The organism is Stenotrophomonas bentonitica, assembly GCF_013185915.1.
GTDB lineage: Bacteria > Pseudomonadota > Gammaproteobacteria > Xanthomonadales > Xanthomonadaceae > Stenotrophomonas > Stenotrophomonas bentonitica.
Genome location: NZ_JAAZUH010000001.1, coordinates 1,099,853 through 1,115,901 on the forward strand (window position 1 = coordinate 1,099,853; position 16,049 = coordinate 1,115,901).

Below are 16,049 nucleotides of genomic sequence, written 5' to 3' on the forward strand. Positions count from 1 at the left end.
GCGGCGGCTACGTATCACGCGGCAGCCGCTGCCTTCACCGCATCGGACAGACTGTCCAGCGTGCCCTGCATCAGCTCGGCGGTATCGGCCTCCACCGTGACCCGCACCACCGGCTCGGTGCCGGACGGGCGCAGGAACGCGCGGCCGCGACCCTTGACCGCCTGCTGTGCGGCCGACAGCGCCGACTGCACGCCTTCGGACTGCACGATGGCCTTGGCCGATACACCGGCCAGGCGCACGTTGACGGTCTTCTGCGGCACCTTGGTCACGTCCGACAGCGCCGCACGCAGCGAGATACCGCCACGACGCAGCACTTCCAGCACCTGCAGCGCGCTGACGATCGCATCGCCGGTGGTCGCACGGTCCAGGCACAGCAGGTGGCCCGAGGCCTCCCCACCGAGCACACCGCCGCCTTCCACCAGCGCCTGGTGAACGTAGCGGTCGCCCACATTGCTGCGCACGAACGGCAGGCCGAGGCGCTCCAGCGCCTGCTCCAGCCCGAAGTTGGTCATCAGCGTGCCCACCACCGGACCACGCAGGCGGCCCGACTTCTGCCACGCCGCCGCCAGCACGTACAGCAGATCATCGCCGTCGACCGGGTTGCCCTGGTCGTCGGCCATCAGCACGCGGTCGCCGTCGCCGTCGAAGGCGATGCCCAGGTCCGCACCGACCTCGCGCACCTTCGCGGCGAGGTTGTCGATGTGCATCGAGCCGACGCCATCATTGATGTTCACGCCATTGGGCTCGGCGCCGATGGCCACGACCTCCGCACCCAGCTCGCGGAACAGCAGCGGCGCGATGTGATACGTGGCGCCATGCGCGCAGTCCAGCACGATCTTCAGGCCACGCAGGTCGAACCCACGCGGCACGCTGGCCTTGCAGAACTCGATGTAACGGCCGACCGCGTCGCGTGCGCGCGCCGCCTTGCCCAGCCGGTCCGAATCGACCGTGGTGAACTCGGTGTCCAGCGCCGCTTCCAGCGCCAGCTCGGTATCGTCGTCGAGCTTCTCGCCGTCGGCCGAGAAGAACTTGATGCCGTTGTCGTAGTGCGGGTTATGCGAGGCGCTGATCACGATGCCGGCGTCGGCACCCAGGGTGCGGGTCAGGAACGCGACCGCCGGGGTCGGCATCGGGCCCAGCAGCTGCACGTCGGCACCCGCGGCAACCAACCCGGCTTCCAGCGCGGCTTCGAACATGTAACCCGAAATCCGGGTGTCCTTGCCGATCACCACCACCGGACGCACGCCGGGCGCATGCGTGCTGCGCTCGGTCAGCACCCGGCCCAGCGCATTGCCCAGGCGCAGCACGAAATCGGCGGAGATGACGCCCTGCCCGACCCGACCGCGGATGCCGTCGGTGCCAAAGTACTTACGCGCGGCCATCAGGCGGCGGCGTCCGGCGCGGACTGGCGGCCCAGCATGGCCAGCAGTTCGGCCAGGCGGTCGCGCATTTCACGGCGGTCGCAGATCTGGTCGATGGCGCCGTGCTCGAGCAGGAATTCGGAACGCTGGAAGCCTTCCGGCAGCTTCTCGCGCACGGTCTGTTCGATCACGCGCGGGCCGGCGAAGCCGATCAGCGCCTGCGGTTCGGCGATGTTGATGTCGCCCAGCATCGCGAACGACGCGGAAACGCCACCGGTGGTCGGGTGGGTCAGCACCGAGATGTACGGCAGGCCGGCGTCGCGCAGGCGACCCAGCGCGGCCGAGGTCTTGGCCATCTGCATCAGCGAGAACAGGCCTTCCTGCATGCGCGCGCCGCCGCTGGCGGAGAAGCACACGTAGGGGGCACCGATTTCCAGCGCCTTTTCGGCTGCCAGCGAGAAGCGCTCACCGACCACCGAGCCCATCGAACCGCCCATGAAGGCGAAATCGAAGGCCGAGGCCACCAGCGGCCGGCCCTTGAGCAGGCCCTGCATGGCGATCAGCGCGTCGTACTCGCCGGTGTTCTTCTGCGAGGCCTTGATGCGTTCGCTGTACTTCTTCTGGTCCTTGAACTTGAGCAGGTCGGTCGGTCCCAGGCGCGCAGCGATCTCGGTGGTGCTGTCGGCGTCGAACAGCGAGGCCAGGCGTGCGCGCGCGCGGATCGCCATGTGGTGGCCGCACTTCGGGCAGACTTCCAGGTTTTCTTCCAGCTCAGGACCGTAAAGCGCGCTGCCGCAGCTGCTGCACTTTTCCCACAGGCCCTCGGGGACGCTGCGCTTCTTGCTGGGGACGTTGTCGGTGCGGATGCCCGACGGCATCAACTTGCTGAGCCAACTCATGCGGGATGACACTTCCGTTCAGGGCGGCCCGAAAGCCGCAAAGGCGGACAGTCTAGCTCACCGGCTGTGGAGCCGGGATCCCTACGGGGGCGTGTGGATTGGGACATCGGATCAGCGCGGGCCATCCAGGGCGTCACGCAGCGGCTGCAGGAATACCCTGGCCGTGCGGGCCGCAGCCTCGGCGCTGTCTGCCTCCGCGAGCGCCGCCACCAGTGCGCTGCCCACCACCACGCCATCGGCCTCGGCGGCCATCGCCGCTGCGCTGGCGGCGTCCTTGATCCCGAAACCAGCCACTACCGGCACGCTGGAACGCCCGCGCAGATCGCGCAGGCGGGCGCCGGCGGCGCTGCTGTCCAGGCGCTCGGAGGCGCCGGTGACGCCGGCGAAACTCACGTAGTATAGGTAGCCGCGGGCCATGCCCGCGAGCAGGTCCAGGCGGCTGTCGGCGGTGGTCGGCGAGGCCAGCAGGATCAGCGCCAGCCCGGCCGCGTTGAAGATCGCCAGGGTCTCTTCGGCCTCTTCCGGCGGCAGGTCGACCAGCAGCACCCCGTCCACGCCTGCGGCAATGGCCGCCTCGGCGAACTTCGCGGTGCCGTGGATCTCCACCGGGTTCAGGTAGCCCATCAGCACCACCGGGGTGGTGGGGTCGTCACGACGGAACGCGGCGACTGTTTCCAGTACGTAGCGCAGGCCCGCGCCACGCGCCAGCGCGCGCTCGGAACTGCGCTGGATGGTGGGGCCGTCGGCCATCGGGTCGGAGAACGGCACGCCGAGTTCGATCACGTCGGCGCCTGCGGCGGCCAGGGCGTGCATGACCGGCACGGTGGCCTCCAGGCCCGGATCGCCGGCAGTGATGAACGGAATCAGCGCCTTGCGGTGGCTGGCACGCAGGCGGGCAAAGCAGGCATCGAGTCGGTCGACAGGCATTTCAGGCACATCCTTCAATCAGTTCAACAGCGCCACTGGCGCCCCAATACAGCGTGGAAATCATTCCGTCGAAGATCTCCAGGCGGATCGCCAGATCCGAGCCCGGGTCCTGCCAGGTGAGGTAGTGACCCGTTTCCGGGTCGTAGGCATGCGGCTTGCGGGTAGTACCCGGCGGCAGGCGCTTGAGCGCCTCTGCTTCGGTCATGCCCAGGCGCAGCCCGAACGGGCCGGGCTGGGTGATCGCCTCGTTCGACCCGTCAATGCTGGCCAGGTCGAAACGCTGCACGTGGTCGTCCTCGACCATCATCGCCACGCCTTCAGGCAGGCTGCCGCGCTCGTAGTACTCGCAGGCGCCGGCCGGCTCGCCGTCGCTCAGCCCGGCCGAGTGCCATTCGCCCTCGGCTTCGACCTCGCTGAAGCGCTGCCCGACCAGCACATCGCCGGCGTGGTCCAGTGCCACCGACACCACTGCGGGTGCGGTTGCATCGGCGTCGGCACCGATGGCGCCTTCAGGCGCGCTGTCGAGCGGACGCTTGGCCGCGTCGTCCGTAGGGGCCGATGCCGGGGGCGGGTCGACGGCCGGCTTCGCCGGCGTCGCCAGCACCGGCGGCTCCGGCGCGGTGCAGCCGGCCAGGCCGGCCACGATCAGCAGCGCACTTCCCTGGCGCAGCACCGGATTCACAGGATCAGACCCTCGCGCGCGGCGATGGTATGCACGTCCTTGTCGCCGCGCCCGGACAGGTTGCACAGCACCAGCTTGTCCTTCGGAAGTTCGCGCGCCAGCTTGATCGCCTGGGCCACCGCATGGCTGGATTCCAGCGCGGCCAGGATGCCTTCGCTGTGCGCCAGCTGGTGGAACGCGGCCAGTGCTTCGTCGTCGGTGATGCCCAGGTATTCGGCACGGCCGCTGTCGGCCAGGAACGCATGTTCCGGACCCACGCCGGGGTAGTCCAGGCCGGCCGACACCGAATGGGTTTCGATGATCTGGCCGTCGTCGTCGCAGATCACATAGGTGCGGTTGCCGTGCAGCACGCCGGGACGACCTGCCGCGATGGAGGCAGCATGGCGGCCGGTTTCAATGCCATCACCGGCCGCTTCGGCACCGACGATGCGGACCTCGCGATCGTTGAGGAAGGCATGGAACAGGCCGATGGCATTGCTGCCGCCGCCGACGCAGGCGGTGATCGCATCGGGCAGGCGGCCGTAGTCGGTGAGCATCTGCGCACGCGCTTCGCGGCCGACGATGGCATTGAAGTCGCGCACCATGCGCGGGTACGGATCAGGACCGGCCACGGTGCCGATGATGTAGAAGGTGTCGCGCACGTTGGTGACCCAGTCGCGCATCGCTTCGTTGAGCGCGTCCTTCAGGGTGGCCGAGCCGGAGGTCACCGGTACCACCGTCGCGCCCAGCAGCTTCATGCGGTAGACGTTGATTTTCTGCCGCTCGATGTCGGTGGCGCCCATGTACACCACGCACTCCAGGCCCAGCCGCGCGGCCACCGTGGCACTGGCCACGCCGTGCTGGCCGGCACCGGTCTCGGCGATGATGCGCTTCTTGCCCATCCGCGCGGCCAGCAGCGCCTGGCCGATGGTGTTGTTGATCTTGTGCGCGCCGGTGTGGTTCAGGTCTTCGCGCTTGAGCAGGATCTGCGCACCGCCGACCTGCTGGCTGAGCCGCTCGGCGTGGTAGATCGGGCTGGGCCGGCCCACGTAATGGGTGAGGTCCTTGTCGTAGGCGGCAATGAAGGCAGGATCGCGGCGCGCTTCGTCGTAGGCCGCGGCCAGTTCCTGCAGCGGCCCGATCAGGGTTTCGGCGACGAAACTGCCGCCGTAGCGGCCGAAGTGGCCCTGGGCGTCGGGATAGGCGTGGAAATCTGTGATGGGGGATGCGGGGGATGCGGACATGACGCGACAGCCGATGGAGACAGGCTGACAATCTAACGCACATGTCCTTACCGGAATATCGATATTATCTGCATCGACCCGTCAGGAAAACTCACATGAGCCAGACGCCCCTGCCCCCGCTCAATGCCCTGCGCAGCTTCGAGGCCACGGCCCGGCTGGGCGGGGTCGGTCGGGCCGCCGAAGCACTGCATGTCACCCACGGCGCGATCAGCCGCCAGTTGCGGCTGCTGGAGGAGCATCTGGGCGTGACGCTGTTCGAGCGCGAGGGGCGCGGGGTGCGGCTGACCGCCGCCGGTACCGCGCTGCAGGCCGCGTGCGACGGCGCCTTCACCCAGATCCGCGACGCGGTGGACCGCCTGCAGCGCCAGCAGCGCCCCGACGCGCTGGTACTGGGCTGCAGCGGCAGCATCCTGGCGCGCTGGATGATCCCGCGCCTGCCCGCCCTGCAGGCCGAGCTGCCGCAGCTGGCGCTGCACTGGTCGGCCCAGGACGGCAGCTTCACCGAGCAGCAGCAGGCACTGGACGCGGTGCTGCTGCTGGCGCAGCCGCCGTGGCCGCGCGGCTGGCAGGTCCGCGAACTGGCCCCGGAACGGGTGGGCGTGGTGGTCAGCCCGCAGCATCCGGCGGCCGCCCGCTTCCGCCACCAGCCACCGCACGCGCTGCTCGGCGAACCGCTGCTGCATACCACCTCGCGCCCGCAGGCCTGGCCGGAGTGGGCGCTGTCGCATGGCCTGGACCCGGCGCAGCTGCAGCTGGGCACCGGGTTCGAGCATCTGTATTTCCTGCTGGAAGCTGCCGTGGCCGGGCTGGGCGTGGCAATCGCACCGGAACCGCTGGTGGCCGATGAGCTGGCGGCGGGCCGGCTGCTGGCGCCGTGGGGGTTCGGCGCGACCGGCGGTTTCTGGGTGTTGGCGACGCCGGAGGGTCGGCAGGATGCGCGGGTAGACGCATTGAGCGACTGGCTGGCGAGTACGTTGGCGTAGTGCCGGCCGCTGGCCGGCATTACGCAGCGGTTGGCTGCGCCAGGCGCTGCTGCACTTCATCGCGCAGCCGGGCCAGCTCCACCTCGGCCTGCTGGCGCTGCTGCATGCCGTCGCGGTGGATGCTGCGGACTTCTTCCACGGTGGCAATCAGCTGGTCGTGCGCGTGGCGCAGGGTGGCCACGTCGATGACGGCGCGCTGGTTGGCCTTGGCGGTTTCCACCGAGGTCTGGCGCATCAGGTCCGCATTGCGGCGCATCAGGTCATTGGTCGCGTCGTCGATCGCGTTGGACAGCTCCACCGCATTCTTCTGCTCGCTCAGCGACAGCTGGATGGCGAACTGGCGCTTCCACGACGGAATGGTGATGTCGCGAACCGTGTTGAACTTCTCGATCAGCTGGATCGCATTGGCCTGGATCAGACGGATCATGGGCAGCGACTGGTCGGCCGCGTGCTGCATCACCCGCAGGTCGCCCACGCGCTTGTCCAGCAGCCGGATCGCATTGTCCAGTTCGTTCTGTCGGATGCGCAGCTGGGGATCGTCGGTACCCACGTTGGCCTGCTGTTCCAGATGCAACTCCGCAAGCCGCTGCTTGCCCGCCGCGATGTGCAGCCCCAGCGCATGGCGCTCCTCCCGCACGATCTCGTGCATGCGGTCGAACTCACCCACGCGCTGGCCCATCAGTGCCTGTTGGCCGCCCACATCGCCCAGCAGCTGTTCGATCTGGCGGTTGGTGTCGCTGAATTTCTGTACCAGTTCGCCCTTGGACGCGCGCAGCTTGTCGATCAAACCGCCAATCACCGGCAGCTTGGAGCGCTGGGTCAATGCATCCAGGTTGAGCGTGCGCGCAATGCGCACCACTTCGCCCAGCTTGTCGCCACTGGCGTCCAGGTCGCGGTTGCGCACCTGGTCGAGCAGCTGGCTGGAAAACGCAGCAGTCTTGGCGGCTGCGTCACGCCCGAACACCTGCAGGTTGCCCGGACGGATGTCCTCCAGGCTGCGGCCGATTTCGGCGATGCGCGGCAGATCCTCGCGCACCAGGCCCAAGGCCTGCAGGCTGGCGTCGTCCACGGCGGTGGGTGCCACGGCAAGCACCGGATTGGCCTGGGTGTCCTGGGTCATGGTGCGATCTCCTTGAAGAGGGTCATTGGGGTGCACGGGTCAGTCCAGTCTAGCCTGCACCGAGGCCAGCTCGGCGCTGACCTGTGCGTGCAGCTGCGCGGCCTGCTGGTCGCGCTGCTGCTGGTCGCCGGCGTGCCTGGCCAGTACGGCCTGGCGCCAGGCGGGCAGCAAGGTTTCGAGGATGCGTTGGCTGCGCGCCAGCAGTGCGCCATCCTGCTCGGCCAGCAACCGCCACTGGCCCGCTTCCACCTGCTGCAGGGCACCCAGGCGACGAAGGTGGTCCAGTCGCTGGACCAGCACCTCCTGCAGTGCTGCAGGCAGGCTCGACAGCTGTTCCTCCCCGCTTTCGATCCACGCCTGTACTGCCTGCACGGCAGTGGTGGCGCGCGCCTGCGCGAGGTCACGGTCCGCGCGTTGATCGCGTAACGCCTGCAGCGCGGCTTCCGCCTGGGCACGCAGTACCCCCAGGCGCGGCTGCCAGGCCTGGGCGTCCAGTTCGCGCGCCACGTCACGACCCCACAGCCGATCCCACCAGCCCGCCTTGCGGCGCACGCCGCCCGGGGTCGCCGACTGCATCACCTGCGCAAGCTGGTCGAGCACCTGGAGCAGCGGCTGCCCTGCCTGGTCTGCGGCAGCAGGTGCACCGGCCTGCTCCAGCGCTGCAAGCAGCGCTTCGCCATAGCGCGCCAGACTGGACGCGTCCCGGGCGGGTGGCTCCGGCACGGGCCAGGGTGAACTCATACGCGCGCGTCGTCGGGGGCCGGAGTGTCGCGCGGCGGCACCGACGCGGCGCCGTAGAAGTGACGCATCAGCGCCTCGTCCAGTGCGCGCTCCTCAGGCGTGCTGGCGCGCCGCACGCGCGCACGCGGTGCCGCTGCCGGTTCACGCTCCATCTGCTGGCGCACCCAGCCGGCCAGCAGCGCCAGGATTTCGCCGGTGCGTGCCTGCTCGGCGTTGGACTGGCCGATCAGCTGCAACAACGGCGCAAGCCCATCCTGCAAGCCTTGCGAAAGGGGTACCGGGTCGGCAGGCACGACGGCTGCTTCCACCTGTGCCTGCGCCAGCCGCTCAAGCGCGGCCAGCAGCGCCGGCCACGGTGCCGGGTCGGCCACCGCCACGGGCGCGGGCTCGGCAGTGCGCTGCAGGGCGCCGGCAATATCGGCCAGCTGCGCCACCACGCGCCCGCCGACATCCGCGTCGCCGGCACCCATCGCCTTGTTGCGCAGGAAGTCGCGCTTGATCTGCGCCCAGCGCTGCTGCTGTTCTTCGGTGAGCACGCCACGCAGCTCGGCCAGCTTGAGCAGGTTCTCTTCGGCACCGGTAGTGAGCAGCTGTGCCTCGCCCAGGTAGTGATCGGAGATCAACTGCTGCAGCTCGGCCGGGTTCATGACCGGGGAAAGCTTCTCGGCCAGCTTGTTCATGTTGCGGTAGCTGCCCTGCAGGCGGAACGGCGGTTCGGTCCGGTAGCGGTCGTCCTGTGCAGCGCTGGCGATGTACTGCTGGTTGACCCGGTAGACCACGTCGCGCATGGCGAGCATGCGCTGCAGGGTGCCGACGATCTCGTTGATCTCGGCACCACTGTAGGCATGGCTGAGCGCATTGGTGGACACCTCCCTGCCCATCGCGCGGTCGACCAGCAGGTACAGGTCGGCCATCTCGCGCGTGGCCAGCGGTGCCAGCACCGGGTTGGAGGTCAGGCTGTTTTCGACATAGCTGAGGGTGAAGGCATCCTCCATGCCACCCAGCACGTCGCCCAGGTTGTAGATGTCGGCGCGGTTGGCAAGCATGTCCGGAATCTTGAACACCTCGCCGGATTCGGTGTACGGGTTGCCAGCCATCACCACGCAGAACTTCTTGCCGCGCATGTCGTAGGTCCGGGTGCGGCCGCGCCACACGCCTTCGATGCGGCGGGTGCCGTCGCACAGCGAGATGAACTTCTGCAGGAACTCCGGATGGGTGTGCTGGATGTCGTCGACATACAGCATGGTGTTGTTGCCCATCTCCAGCGCCAGGTTGAGCTTCTCCAGCTCCTGCCGCGAGGTGGCGTCCGGAGCCTGGGCCGGGTCCAGCGAACGCACCTCGTGACCCAGCGCAGGACCGTTGATCTTCATGAAGACCAGCCCCAGCCGGTGCGCCACGTACTCCATCAACGTGGTTTTGCCGTAGCCCGGAGGGGAGATCATCATCAGCAGGCCCATCAGGTCGCTGCGCTTGTTCTCGCCCGCCGTGCCCATCTGCTTGGCCAGGTTGTCGCCGATCACGCCCAGGTAGACGTCGTTGATGAGCTTGTTGCGCACGAACGAGGACAACGGCCTGGCCTTGAACTCGGCAAGGCGCAGCGCATCGCGCTCGCGCGCGATGATGCGCTGGCGCACACCCTGGTAGGCGTGGAAGGCAGGCACGAACGTATGCAGGTGCGTACGCAGTCGGGCCAGGAAGTCGTCCAGCGACAACAACAGTCGCCCCTGCTGGATGCGTGCGTGTTCACCGAGCAGGCCCTCGACCTGCACCAGCAGTGCAACATCGCTGGGCCGGGTGCGAACCGCGCGCGCAACCAGCAGCAGCGCGGCGGCTTCATCGGCATAGGCGGCGTGGTCGGTGAACGCGGGTAGCTGGCACAGCGCACGCAGCCACTGCCCGGCGAGCGCCCAGCGCGCGGCCAGGCCGTCCTGCTCGCGATGCAATGCCCGGTCGAAGGCCTCGCGTTGACCGGCCGCCTGCAGGTGCTGGCCCAGTGCGTCCAGCAGGGCCTGCGCGTACCGGCTGGTGCTGAACACCAGGTCGCCGGCGCTGAGCTCGTCCGCCAGGCAGGCCGCCGCAGCCTGTGCATCGGCAGCACTGAACGGCAGCGCACGCTCGGCGACAAAACCAGCCACCGCACGGTCCATCTCGGCCAGCAGGGCCTGCTGCCCTTCGGGCGACCGGAACAGGCGGGCAATGGCATCGGCGCCGGCCTGGCGACTGGCCCACTGGGCCACGTCGTCGCGGCGCTGATGCGTGGCCCAGAACAACAGCGCCACGGCACGCGCGCGCGGCGCATGCTGCAGCGTTCCGGCGGCCTGCTGCAGGGGCAGCAGGGCGTGCAGCACGCGGCTGGCATCGTGATCGTGGATGCCGCGTTCGTAGCCTTCGCGGTACCGCGGCGCGGCGAAGTCGCGCACGATCCGCTCCAGCGCGTCCGGCTCGGCGGCCGCGTGCTGCAGGGTGGGCAGGTCCAGGCCCTCGCGACCTTCCATCGCCGCCAGCAGCAGGCTGCCGGCCAGGTACTCGCCCCGGTACAGCTGCGCCGATTCGGAATCCAGTCCCAGCTGCCAGTATTCCTTCAGCCCGGCCAGCTCCGGGTCATCCAGGGTTTCGAGGAAGTCGGTGCCGGTCAGGTGGATGGCAAGTTCATCGCCGCGCGGCAACAGGGTCAGGTCCAGTGCCTGGGTGTTGACGTTGAAACGATGGCGCGGACCCAGCCGGACCACGTTGCCGCCAGCCTCGAACAATTCGCTGCGATCGCGCAGCGCGCGTACGGCCTGGTCACGCACGCCCTTGAGCCGCGCTTCAACGTCGTCGGCCTTGACGCTGTCGCGCAGCTCGCGCAGGCGTCCAGCCAGTTCCCGCAGTTTGAGCACCAGCGGGTCGCCGGCGAAGAACGCATTGAGTTCGTCGGTACCGGCAAAACGCTCGGTGCGTTTGGCCAGGCCGTCAAGGATGCGCGTGGCCGCGTCCAGCACCGAACGCGCCTTGCGCTGGCGCTCGTCCAGCAGCGCCTGCTTGTGCGTTTCGAAGGCTTCGATCAGCTCTTCGCGTTTGGCCAGGATGTCGCCGAGGAACTGCTCATGCTCGCCAAACTGGCTTTCCAGTTCTTCCAGCTGGACCAGCAGGCGGGACATCTGTTCGTCGGCCCGCTCGGGGTCGGTGGCCATCGCCAGCGCACTGGTGATCGCCTGCGAGAACAGCGCGAACTGCGCGGCGAACTGGGCCACGGCCTCGGCCGAGCCGAGCGAGCGGCGGCGCTGCTCGGCGCGCACACGGATCTGGTTGAGCCGCGCATAGACCGCTGAAATGGATTCGACCACGCGGGTGCGTGCGGTGGCATCGTCGACCTTGAGCCCGGCCATCAGCGCCGACAGCATGTCCAGGTCGGAGGCCATGTCCCGCATGCCAGCCAACTGCTCGTCCAGGATCCGTGCGCTTTCGGCCTGCTGGGCAGCCGCATCCAGGACCTGCAGGCGCTCGCCCAGCGGTGCCAATGCACTGTCGCCCCCCAGGAACTGGCCCGTGGCCGCGCCGATGCGGTCGTGGGCTTCCTGCAGGGCAGTGGTCATCGCATCGATCACGTCGGTGTCGATGTAGCGGTAGTCGCGAATGGTGAGAAGGTGGCCGCGCTGGGTGGAAATCGCGTTGAGCGCCTCCACGAACGACTGCACCTCACGCCAGTTTTCCGGCTGCAATCCCGCCAGCAACGCCTTCTGCGCTGCCTGCGCTTTGGCCATCGCCTGCGCGGACTGCTGCCGGATCGACTGCACCTTCTCGTACTCGTCCAGCACCGACTCGCCGGTGCCGCTGATCTCGCGCAACAGCGCGGCCGCGCCATCGCAGTGCGCGTCGTCCAGCCAATGGTGCGCGTCGAACAGTCGCCGGGTGTCCTGCACCAGGCGCTGGTAGCGTTGCACCGAGACGTCCTGGCCTTCGATGCCGCGGGCCAGGTCGAACAGGTTGGAGATCCCGCGCACCAGTTCGGCATTGCCGATCCTGCCCATGAACGTATTGCCCGGCGGGCGGCTGGCGGCGAACTCGTCGCTGCTGAACGGGGTCTGCCAGACCTGCATGGGGTGGATGCGGGTGGGTTCGGTGCCTTCGGCATGGAACAGCACCATGCGCCCGTCGTGCAGGAACGCGTAACCATGGCCGAACACCGGGTTCTGCAGCACGCGCTGGATGGTGTTGTAGACGAACAGTGCCGAACGCCCACCTTCGCGTTCGTAGAAGATGTACAGCACGTCCTCGCCGTTCGGCGAGCGGATCGCACGCTTGAACTGCATGCCCTGCATGGACGCGTCGAACGCCTTGTGCTCGCCGCTCTGCAGGTAGTACCCGCCCGGGAAGATGATGCCGTGGTCTTCGGGCAGCTGCACGCAGGCTTGCACGATGGCGTCGTTGCGCACGATGGTGCCGGTGAGTGTGTTGTAGATCAGACCGCGCCACACGGTTTCGCGGTACGGCAGCACCTTGAGCAGTACCAGCGAGCCGACCCGGGCGTAGTCGAACTGGGCGTCGTCCAGCGACTGGGTGCTGTCGTCCACCGGCTCGCTGTAGAGCCCCTGCCCGCTTTCGGTATTGTTCTCGACCTTGACGGTGAGGTCGCCGCCGGTGGTTTCCACGAACAGGGTGTCGAGGATGTTCAGGTGCGAATGGCGGCCGCTGACCGCCATGTCGCGGGTAGCGCGGACCCATTCGAAATCGAACGGCGGAGGCAGCGCGATGTCGCGTTCGCCGCGTGCGTCCAGGTAGGTCAGCGCGCCATCGCGCGCCACCGCCCAGCGGAACACGCGTACGTCGGTGCTGCGCTCGCCGATCTGGAACGACGCCAGCAGCTTGTCGCCCACCTTGATCAGCTGCAGCAGGCGAGCGTGCTTGTAGTACGCGTAGAGCTCGCTGAAATCGTGCACGAAGCCCGGCTCGGCCAGGAAACTTCCCTTGGCATCCACCGGCGTTACGTCGTAGCCATCGCCGGCCTGGACCAGACGGTACAGGCCGAACACGTCCTCGACCCGGGTCTGGGTCTTGAGGCCAAGGAACACGTTGTAGCCGAACAGCAGCAGGTCCGGACCGACCTGGACGATGTCGCGCCCCACGCAGTTGTTTTCACTGCGGATGCGGAAGCGGCCGGCCACCTCCAGGCGGCTGTCGCCGAACTCGACCAGCCGCTGCCCGTTCAGGGCCTCTGCCAGGCCGCGCAGGCGGCCTCCCTGCTCCAGCAGGCGGCGGCGCAGCACCTCGTAGGCGCCCCCCTGGGCCACCGCCTGGTCGACGGTGGCGGTGGCGTCCGGCGAGGACGGGGCGGGACGATTGGCGGGTTCAGACATCGGCTTCCTTCCGGGTCACGTGCAGGCGCTTCAGCGCGCGTCGACCACGGCGGCCGTGGCGTGCTCGTCGGTGATCTGGCGCGGGGCCTCCTGGCGCGGCGCATCTTCGCGCTGGGTCACGCCCAGGTAGCGCTGCATCAGGTCCTGCACGATCGGGCTCTTGCCAGCCAGGCCTTCAATCGACTTGCCCAGCGAGACCGCCTTGATCAGGTTCTCGAACATGCCGCCGTCGCCACCGACCAGGTCGATGTCGGCGTTGCGCAGCGCGCTGGCAATGACGCCGGCATTCTCGCGCGAGACTTCCTTGCCGGCCTCGATGGAGGCAAGGGCCTGCTTGAGGCTGTTGTCGAGCATCATGCGGAACTCTTCATGGCCGCGCGCGGTGTCGCTGAGCGAGGCCAGCGCCTCGAACTTGCGGACCAGGCCTTCGGCTTCGGCCAGCAGCTTCTTCTGCACCACGCCGGCTTCGGCACCGCCCACCGACTCGGTGGCCGTGGCACGGGCCAGGCCCATCTGCTCCTCGCCCTGGGCCTGCGCCTGCAGGGTCTCGGCCAGCACGCGGGCTTCGTTGGTGCCCTGCTTGAGGGTCGCGTCGGCCTTGGCTTCGATCACGCGGGCTTCGGCGATACCGACCTTTTCGATGGCGAGCGCGGACGCTTCGCGCACCTGGGCATCGGCGAGCCCCGGCGCCGCGCGTTCGGCACGGGTACCGTCGGCAAGCAGGCGCTTTGCTTCGGCCTGCTTGCCTGCGGCTTCGTGTTCAGCCTGGGCCAGGGTAGTGATTTCCACCGCGCGGTGCCTGGCCGAGGCTTCAGCGGCCTGCGCTTCCTTCACCTGGCGCACCATCAGTTCCTGTGCCTTGGCTTCGGCCTCGAGGATCAGCACCTGCTTCTGGCGATCGGCCTCGGAGACTTCGCGTACTTCCTTGATGCGCTCCTCTTCCTGGGCCACGGTCTTGTCGATGGCGATGCGCTCGCGGGTGATGTTGGCCACGTCCATCTTGCCGGACTCGACCACCTTGTCGCGCTCCACGCCCTGCAACTGGACTTCACGCTGGGTGGTGACCTGCTCCAGCTGGCGCGCACGCTCGACCCGCTCGGCTTCGATGGCGACCGCCCGCTGGCGATTCTGTTCGGCCACTTCCACCTCGCGCAGACGGTTCTGCTCGCGGATGTCGATGACTTCCTGCGCTTCGATGCGGGCCTGCTCGGACAGCTGCCGCTGTTCTTCCTGCACCTTCGCGGTTTCAGCCTCTTCGCGGGCGCGGATGGTTTCGATCTCGCGCTTCTGGCGGGCTTCGGCCTCCGCCTGCTGGCGTTCCAGCGCCAGCAGTGCTTCACGCGCTTCCACGTTCTTCTTGGTAATGGCCAGCTTTTCGTTCTGCTCCAGCTCGTTGGTCACCACGTTCTGCGTGGCGGTGAGCTCGGTGATCTTGCGGATGCCCTGGGCGTCGAGGATGTTGTTCTGGTCCAGCAGCAGCTTCGGCGTCTGCTCCAGGTAGTCGATGGCCACGTCTTCAAGGGCGTAGCCATTGAGGTCGTTGCCGATCACCGCGATGATCTCGTCGCGGAATTCCTGGCGCTTCTCGAACAGCTCGGTGAACTCGAACTTCTTGCCCACCGTCTTCAGCGCTTCGGAGAACTTGGCGTTGAACAGTTCGTCCACGGCGTGCTTGTCGGAGGCGCGGTCGGCGCCAATGGCCTTGGCAACGCGCAGTACATCGGCCTGGGTTTCATTCACGCGCAGGTAGAAGGCCACGGCGATGTCGGCGCGCATGTTGTCGCGGCAGATCAGGCCCTCCTTGCCGCGGCGGTCGATCTGCAGGGTGATCAGGCTGATCCGCATGAGCTCGGCGCGGTACAGCACCGGGATGATCAGTGCGCCGGTGAAGTGCACCTTGGGCTGGGAGCTCATGTCGTTGACGATCAACGCAACGCCCTGGTCCACCTTGCGGTAGAAGGCCTTGAACAGGCCGGCCAGGCCAAGCAGCAGGACCAGCAGGACGCCGACCCCGATCAGGAAGGGGGCCAAGGCTGCAATGCTCATCGGTGGATCTCCTTATCTAACAATGCGGGATGGTCGCCTTCGGCGGCCACCAGGTAATGGTTGTGCTCGGGGAGGTAGTCCAGCAGCACCACGCGGCGGCCGCGCGGCAGGGTGTGGCCTTCAGGCAGGCGTACCTGCAGGATCAGGCCGGCGCCACCGTCGTCGACCGTGGCGAACCCGGTACTTGCAGTGACCTGGGGCGAGGCGATCACGCCAACACGCCCCAGCAGCGAGGCCTGGGCGACCGGACGCAGGCGCAGCAGCAGGCGCCTCACCGGGCGCAGGACCGCCGCGGTCAGCGGTACGGCCGGCACCAGCGCCAGGACCACGGTCAGGCCGCCCGCCGCCCATCGCATCGGCGCGGGCAGCGGTTGCAGCAGGAACAGGTGCACGAAGTAGGTGGCCGTCCAGCCGAAGAAGGTCAGCAGCGCAATCACCAGCATGAACGGGGCACCGCCCAGGCCGAGCCGTGAAAACATCCCGGAAATGCCCTGCAGGCCGTCGTCGCCGATCTCGATGCCGTCGGTGGCAAAGCCGTCGTCAATGACTCCGCAGGCGGCCAGCATCCAGTACACCACGGCAAAGGCCAGCACGATGCTGTACGGCAGCGTGGGAAAGCTGAGTGCGACGTTGAGAAATTCGGCCATTCACGTCTTCCTTGCATCGGTGCAGCGGTCCCCACCGCTGCGGATCCGGACAGGCGCTCCGGCCTGTCCTTGTCCTGTCGATGC

General features: G+C 68.1%; 11 protein-coding genes. 1 reads left to right on the top strand and 10 read right to left on the bottom strand.

Going from position 1 to position 16,049, the window contains the following annotated elements:
* Nucleotides 1–14 precede the first annotated feature (14 nt).
* From glmM to trpB, 5 genes are all read right to left on the bottom strand, one after another.
* On the bottom strand, nt 15–1,382 hold the full coding sequence (gene glmM, locus HGB51_RS04925) for a phosphoglucosamine mutase (RefSeq protein ID WP_070207218.1): 1,368 nt from the start codon (nt 1,380–1,382) through the stop codon (nt 15–17).
* Nucleotides 1,382–2,260 (bottom strand): acetyl-CoA carboxylase, carboxyltransferase subunit beta, encoded by an 879-nt coding sequence (accD, locus tag HGB51_RS04930; RefSeq protein WP_070207217.1) that lies wholly within the window; start codon nt 2,258–2,260, stop codon nt 1,382–1,384. The genes glmM and accD overlap by 1 nt, the downstream gene beginning before the upstream one ends.
* 111 nt (nt 2,261–2,371) lie before the next feature.
* A complete protein-coding gene (gene trpA / locus HGB51_RS04935) occupies nt 2,372–3,187 on the bottom strand; it encodes a tryptophan synthase subunit alpha (protein WP_070207216.1) in 816 nt (271 codons plus the stop codon).
* Between the two features lies 1 nt (nt 3,188).
* The gene (locus tag HGB51_RS04940; RefSeq protein ID WP_070207215.1) at nt 3,189–3,869 is read right to left on the bottom strand and encodes a hypothetical protein; all 681 of its coding nucleotides are present in this window, start codon (nt 3,867–3,869) and stop codon (nt 3,189–3,191) included.
* A complete protein-coding gene (trpB, locus tag HGB51_RS04945; RefSeq protein WP_070207214.1) occupies nt 3,866–5,092 on the bottom strand; it encodes a tryptophan synthase subunit beta in 1,227 nt (408 codons plus the stop codon). The genes HGB51_RS04940 and trpB overlap by 4 nt, the downstream gene beginning before the upstream one ends.
* Nucleotides 5,093–5,187: 95 nt before the next feature.
* Between trpB and HGB51_RS04950 the strand changes: the two genes are divergently transcribed.
* Entirely contained in the window at nt 5,188–6,075 is an 888-nt protein-coding gene (locus HGB51_RS04950) for a LysR family transcriptional regulator (protein ID WP_070207213.1), read from the top strand.
* 19 nt (nt 6,076–6,094) lie between these two features.
* Here the strand turns inward: HGB51_RS04950 and HGB51_RS04955 are convergent, their stop codons facing one another.
* From HGB51_RS04955 to HGB51_RS04975, 5 genes are read right to left on the bottom strand one after another with little or no spacing between them, the layout of a single operon-like run.
* Entirely contained in the window at nt 6,095–7,195 is a 1,101-nt protein-coding gene (locus HGB51_RS04955; protein WP_070207212.1) for a toxic anion resistance protein, read from the bottom strand.
* Nucleotides 7,196–7,234: 39 nt separating this feature from the next.
* Nucleotides 7,235–7,936 carry a hypothetical protein gene (locus HGB51_RS04960; protein ID WP_070207211.1) on the bottom strand — a complete coding sequence of 234 codons (702 nt, stop codon included), beginning with the start codon at nt 7,934–7,936 and terminating at the stop codon, nt 7,235–7,237.
* Nucleotides 7,933–13,272 (bottom strand): DNA repair ATPase, encoded by a 5,340-nt coding sequence (locus HGB51_RS04965; RefSeq protein ID WP_070207210.1) that lies wholly within the window; start codon nt 13,270–13,272, stop codon nt 7,933–7,935. The genes HGB51_RS04960 and HGB51_RS04965 overlap by 4 nt, the downstream gene beginning before the upstream one ends.
* A 30-nt stretch (nt 13,273–13,302) precedes the next feature.
* Nucleotides 13,303–15,318 carry a hypothetical protein gene (locus HGB51_RS04970; protein WP_070207209.1) on the bottom strand — a complete coding sequence of 672 codons (2,016 nt, stop codon included), beginning with the start codon at nt 15,316–15,318 and terminating at the stop codon, nt 13,303–13,305.
* Nucleotides 15,315–15,965, bottom strand: coding sequence for a hypothetical protein (locus tag HGB51_RS04975; protein WP_070207208.1), 651 nt, complete (start codon nt 15,963–15,965; stop codon nt 15,315–15,317). Before HGB51_RS04975 ends, HGB51_RS04970 begins: the two co-directional genes overlap by 4 nt.
* Nucleotides 15,966–16,049: the final 84 nt, after the last annotated feature.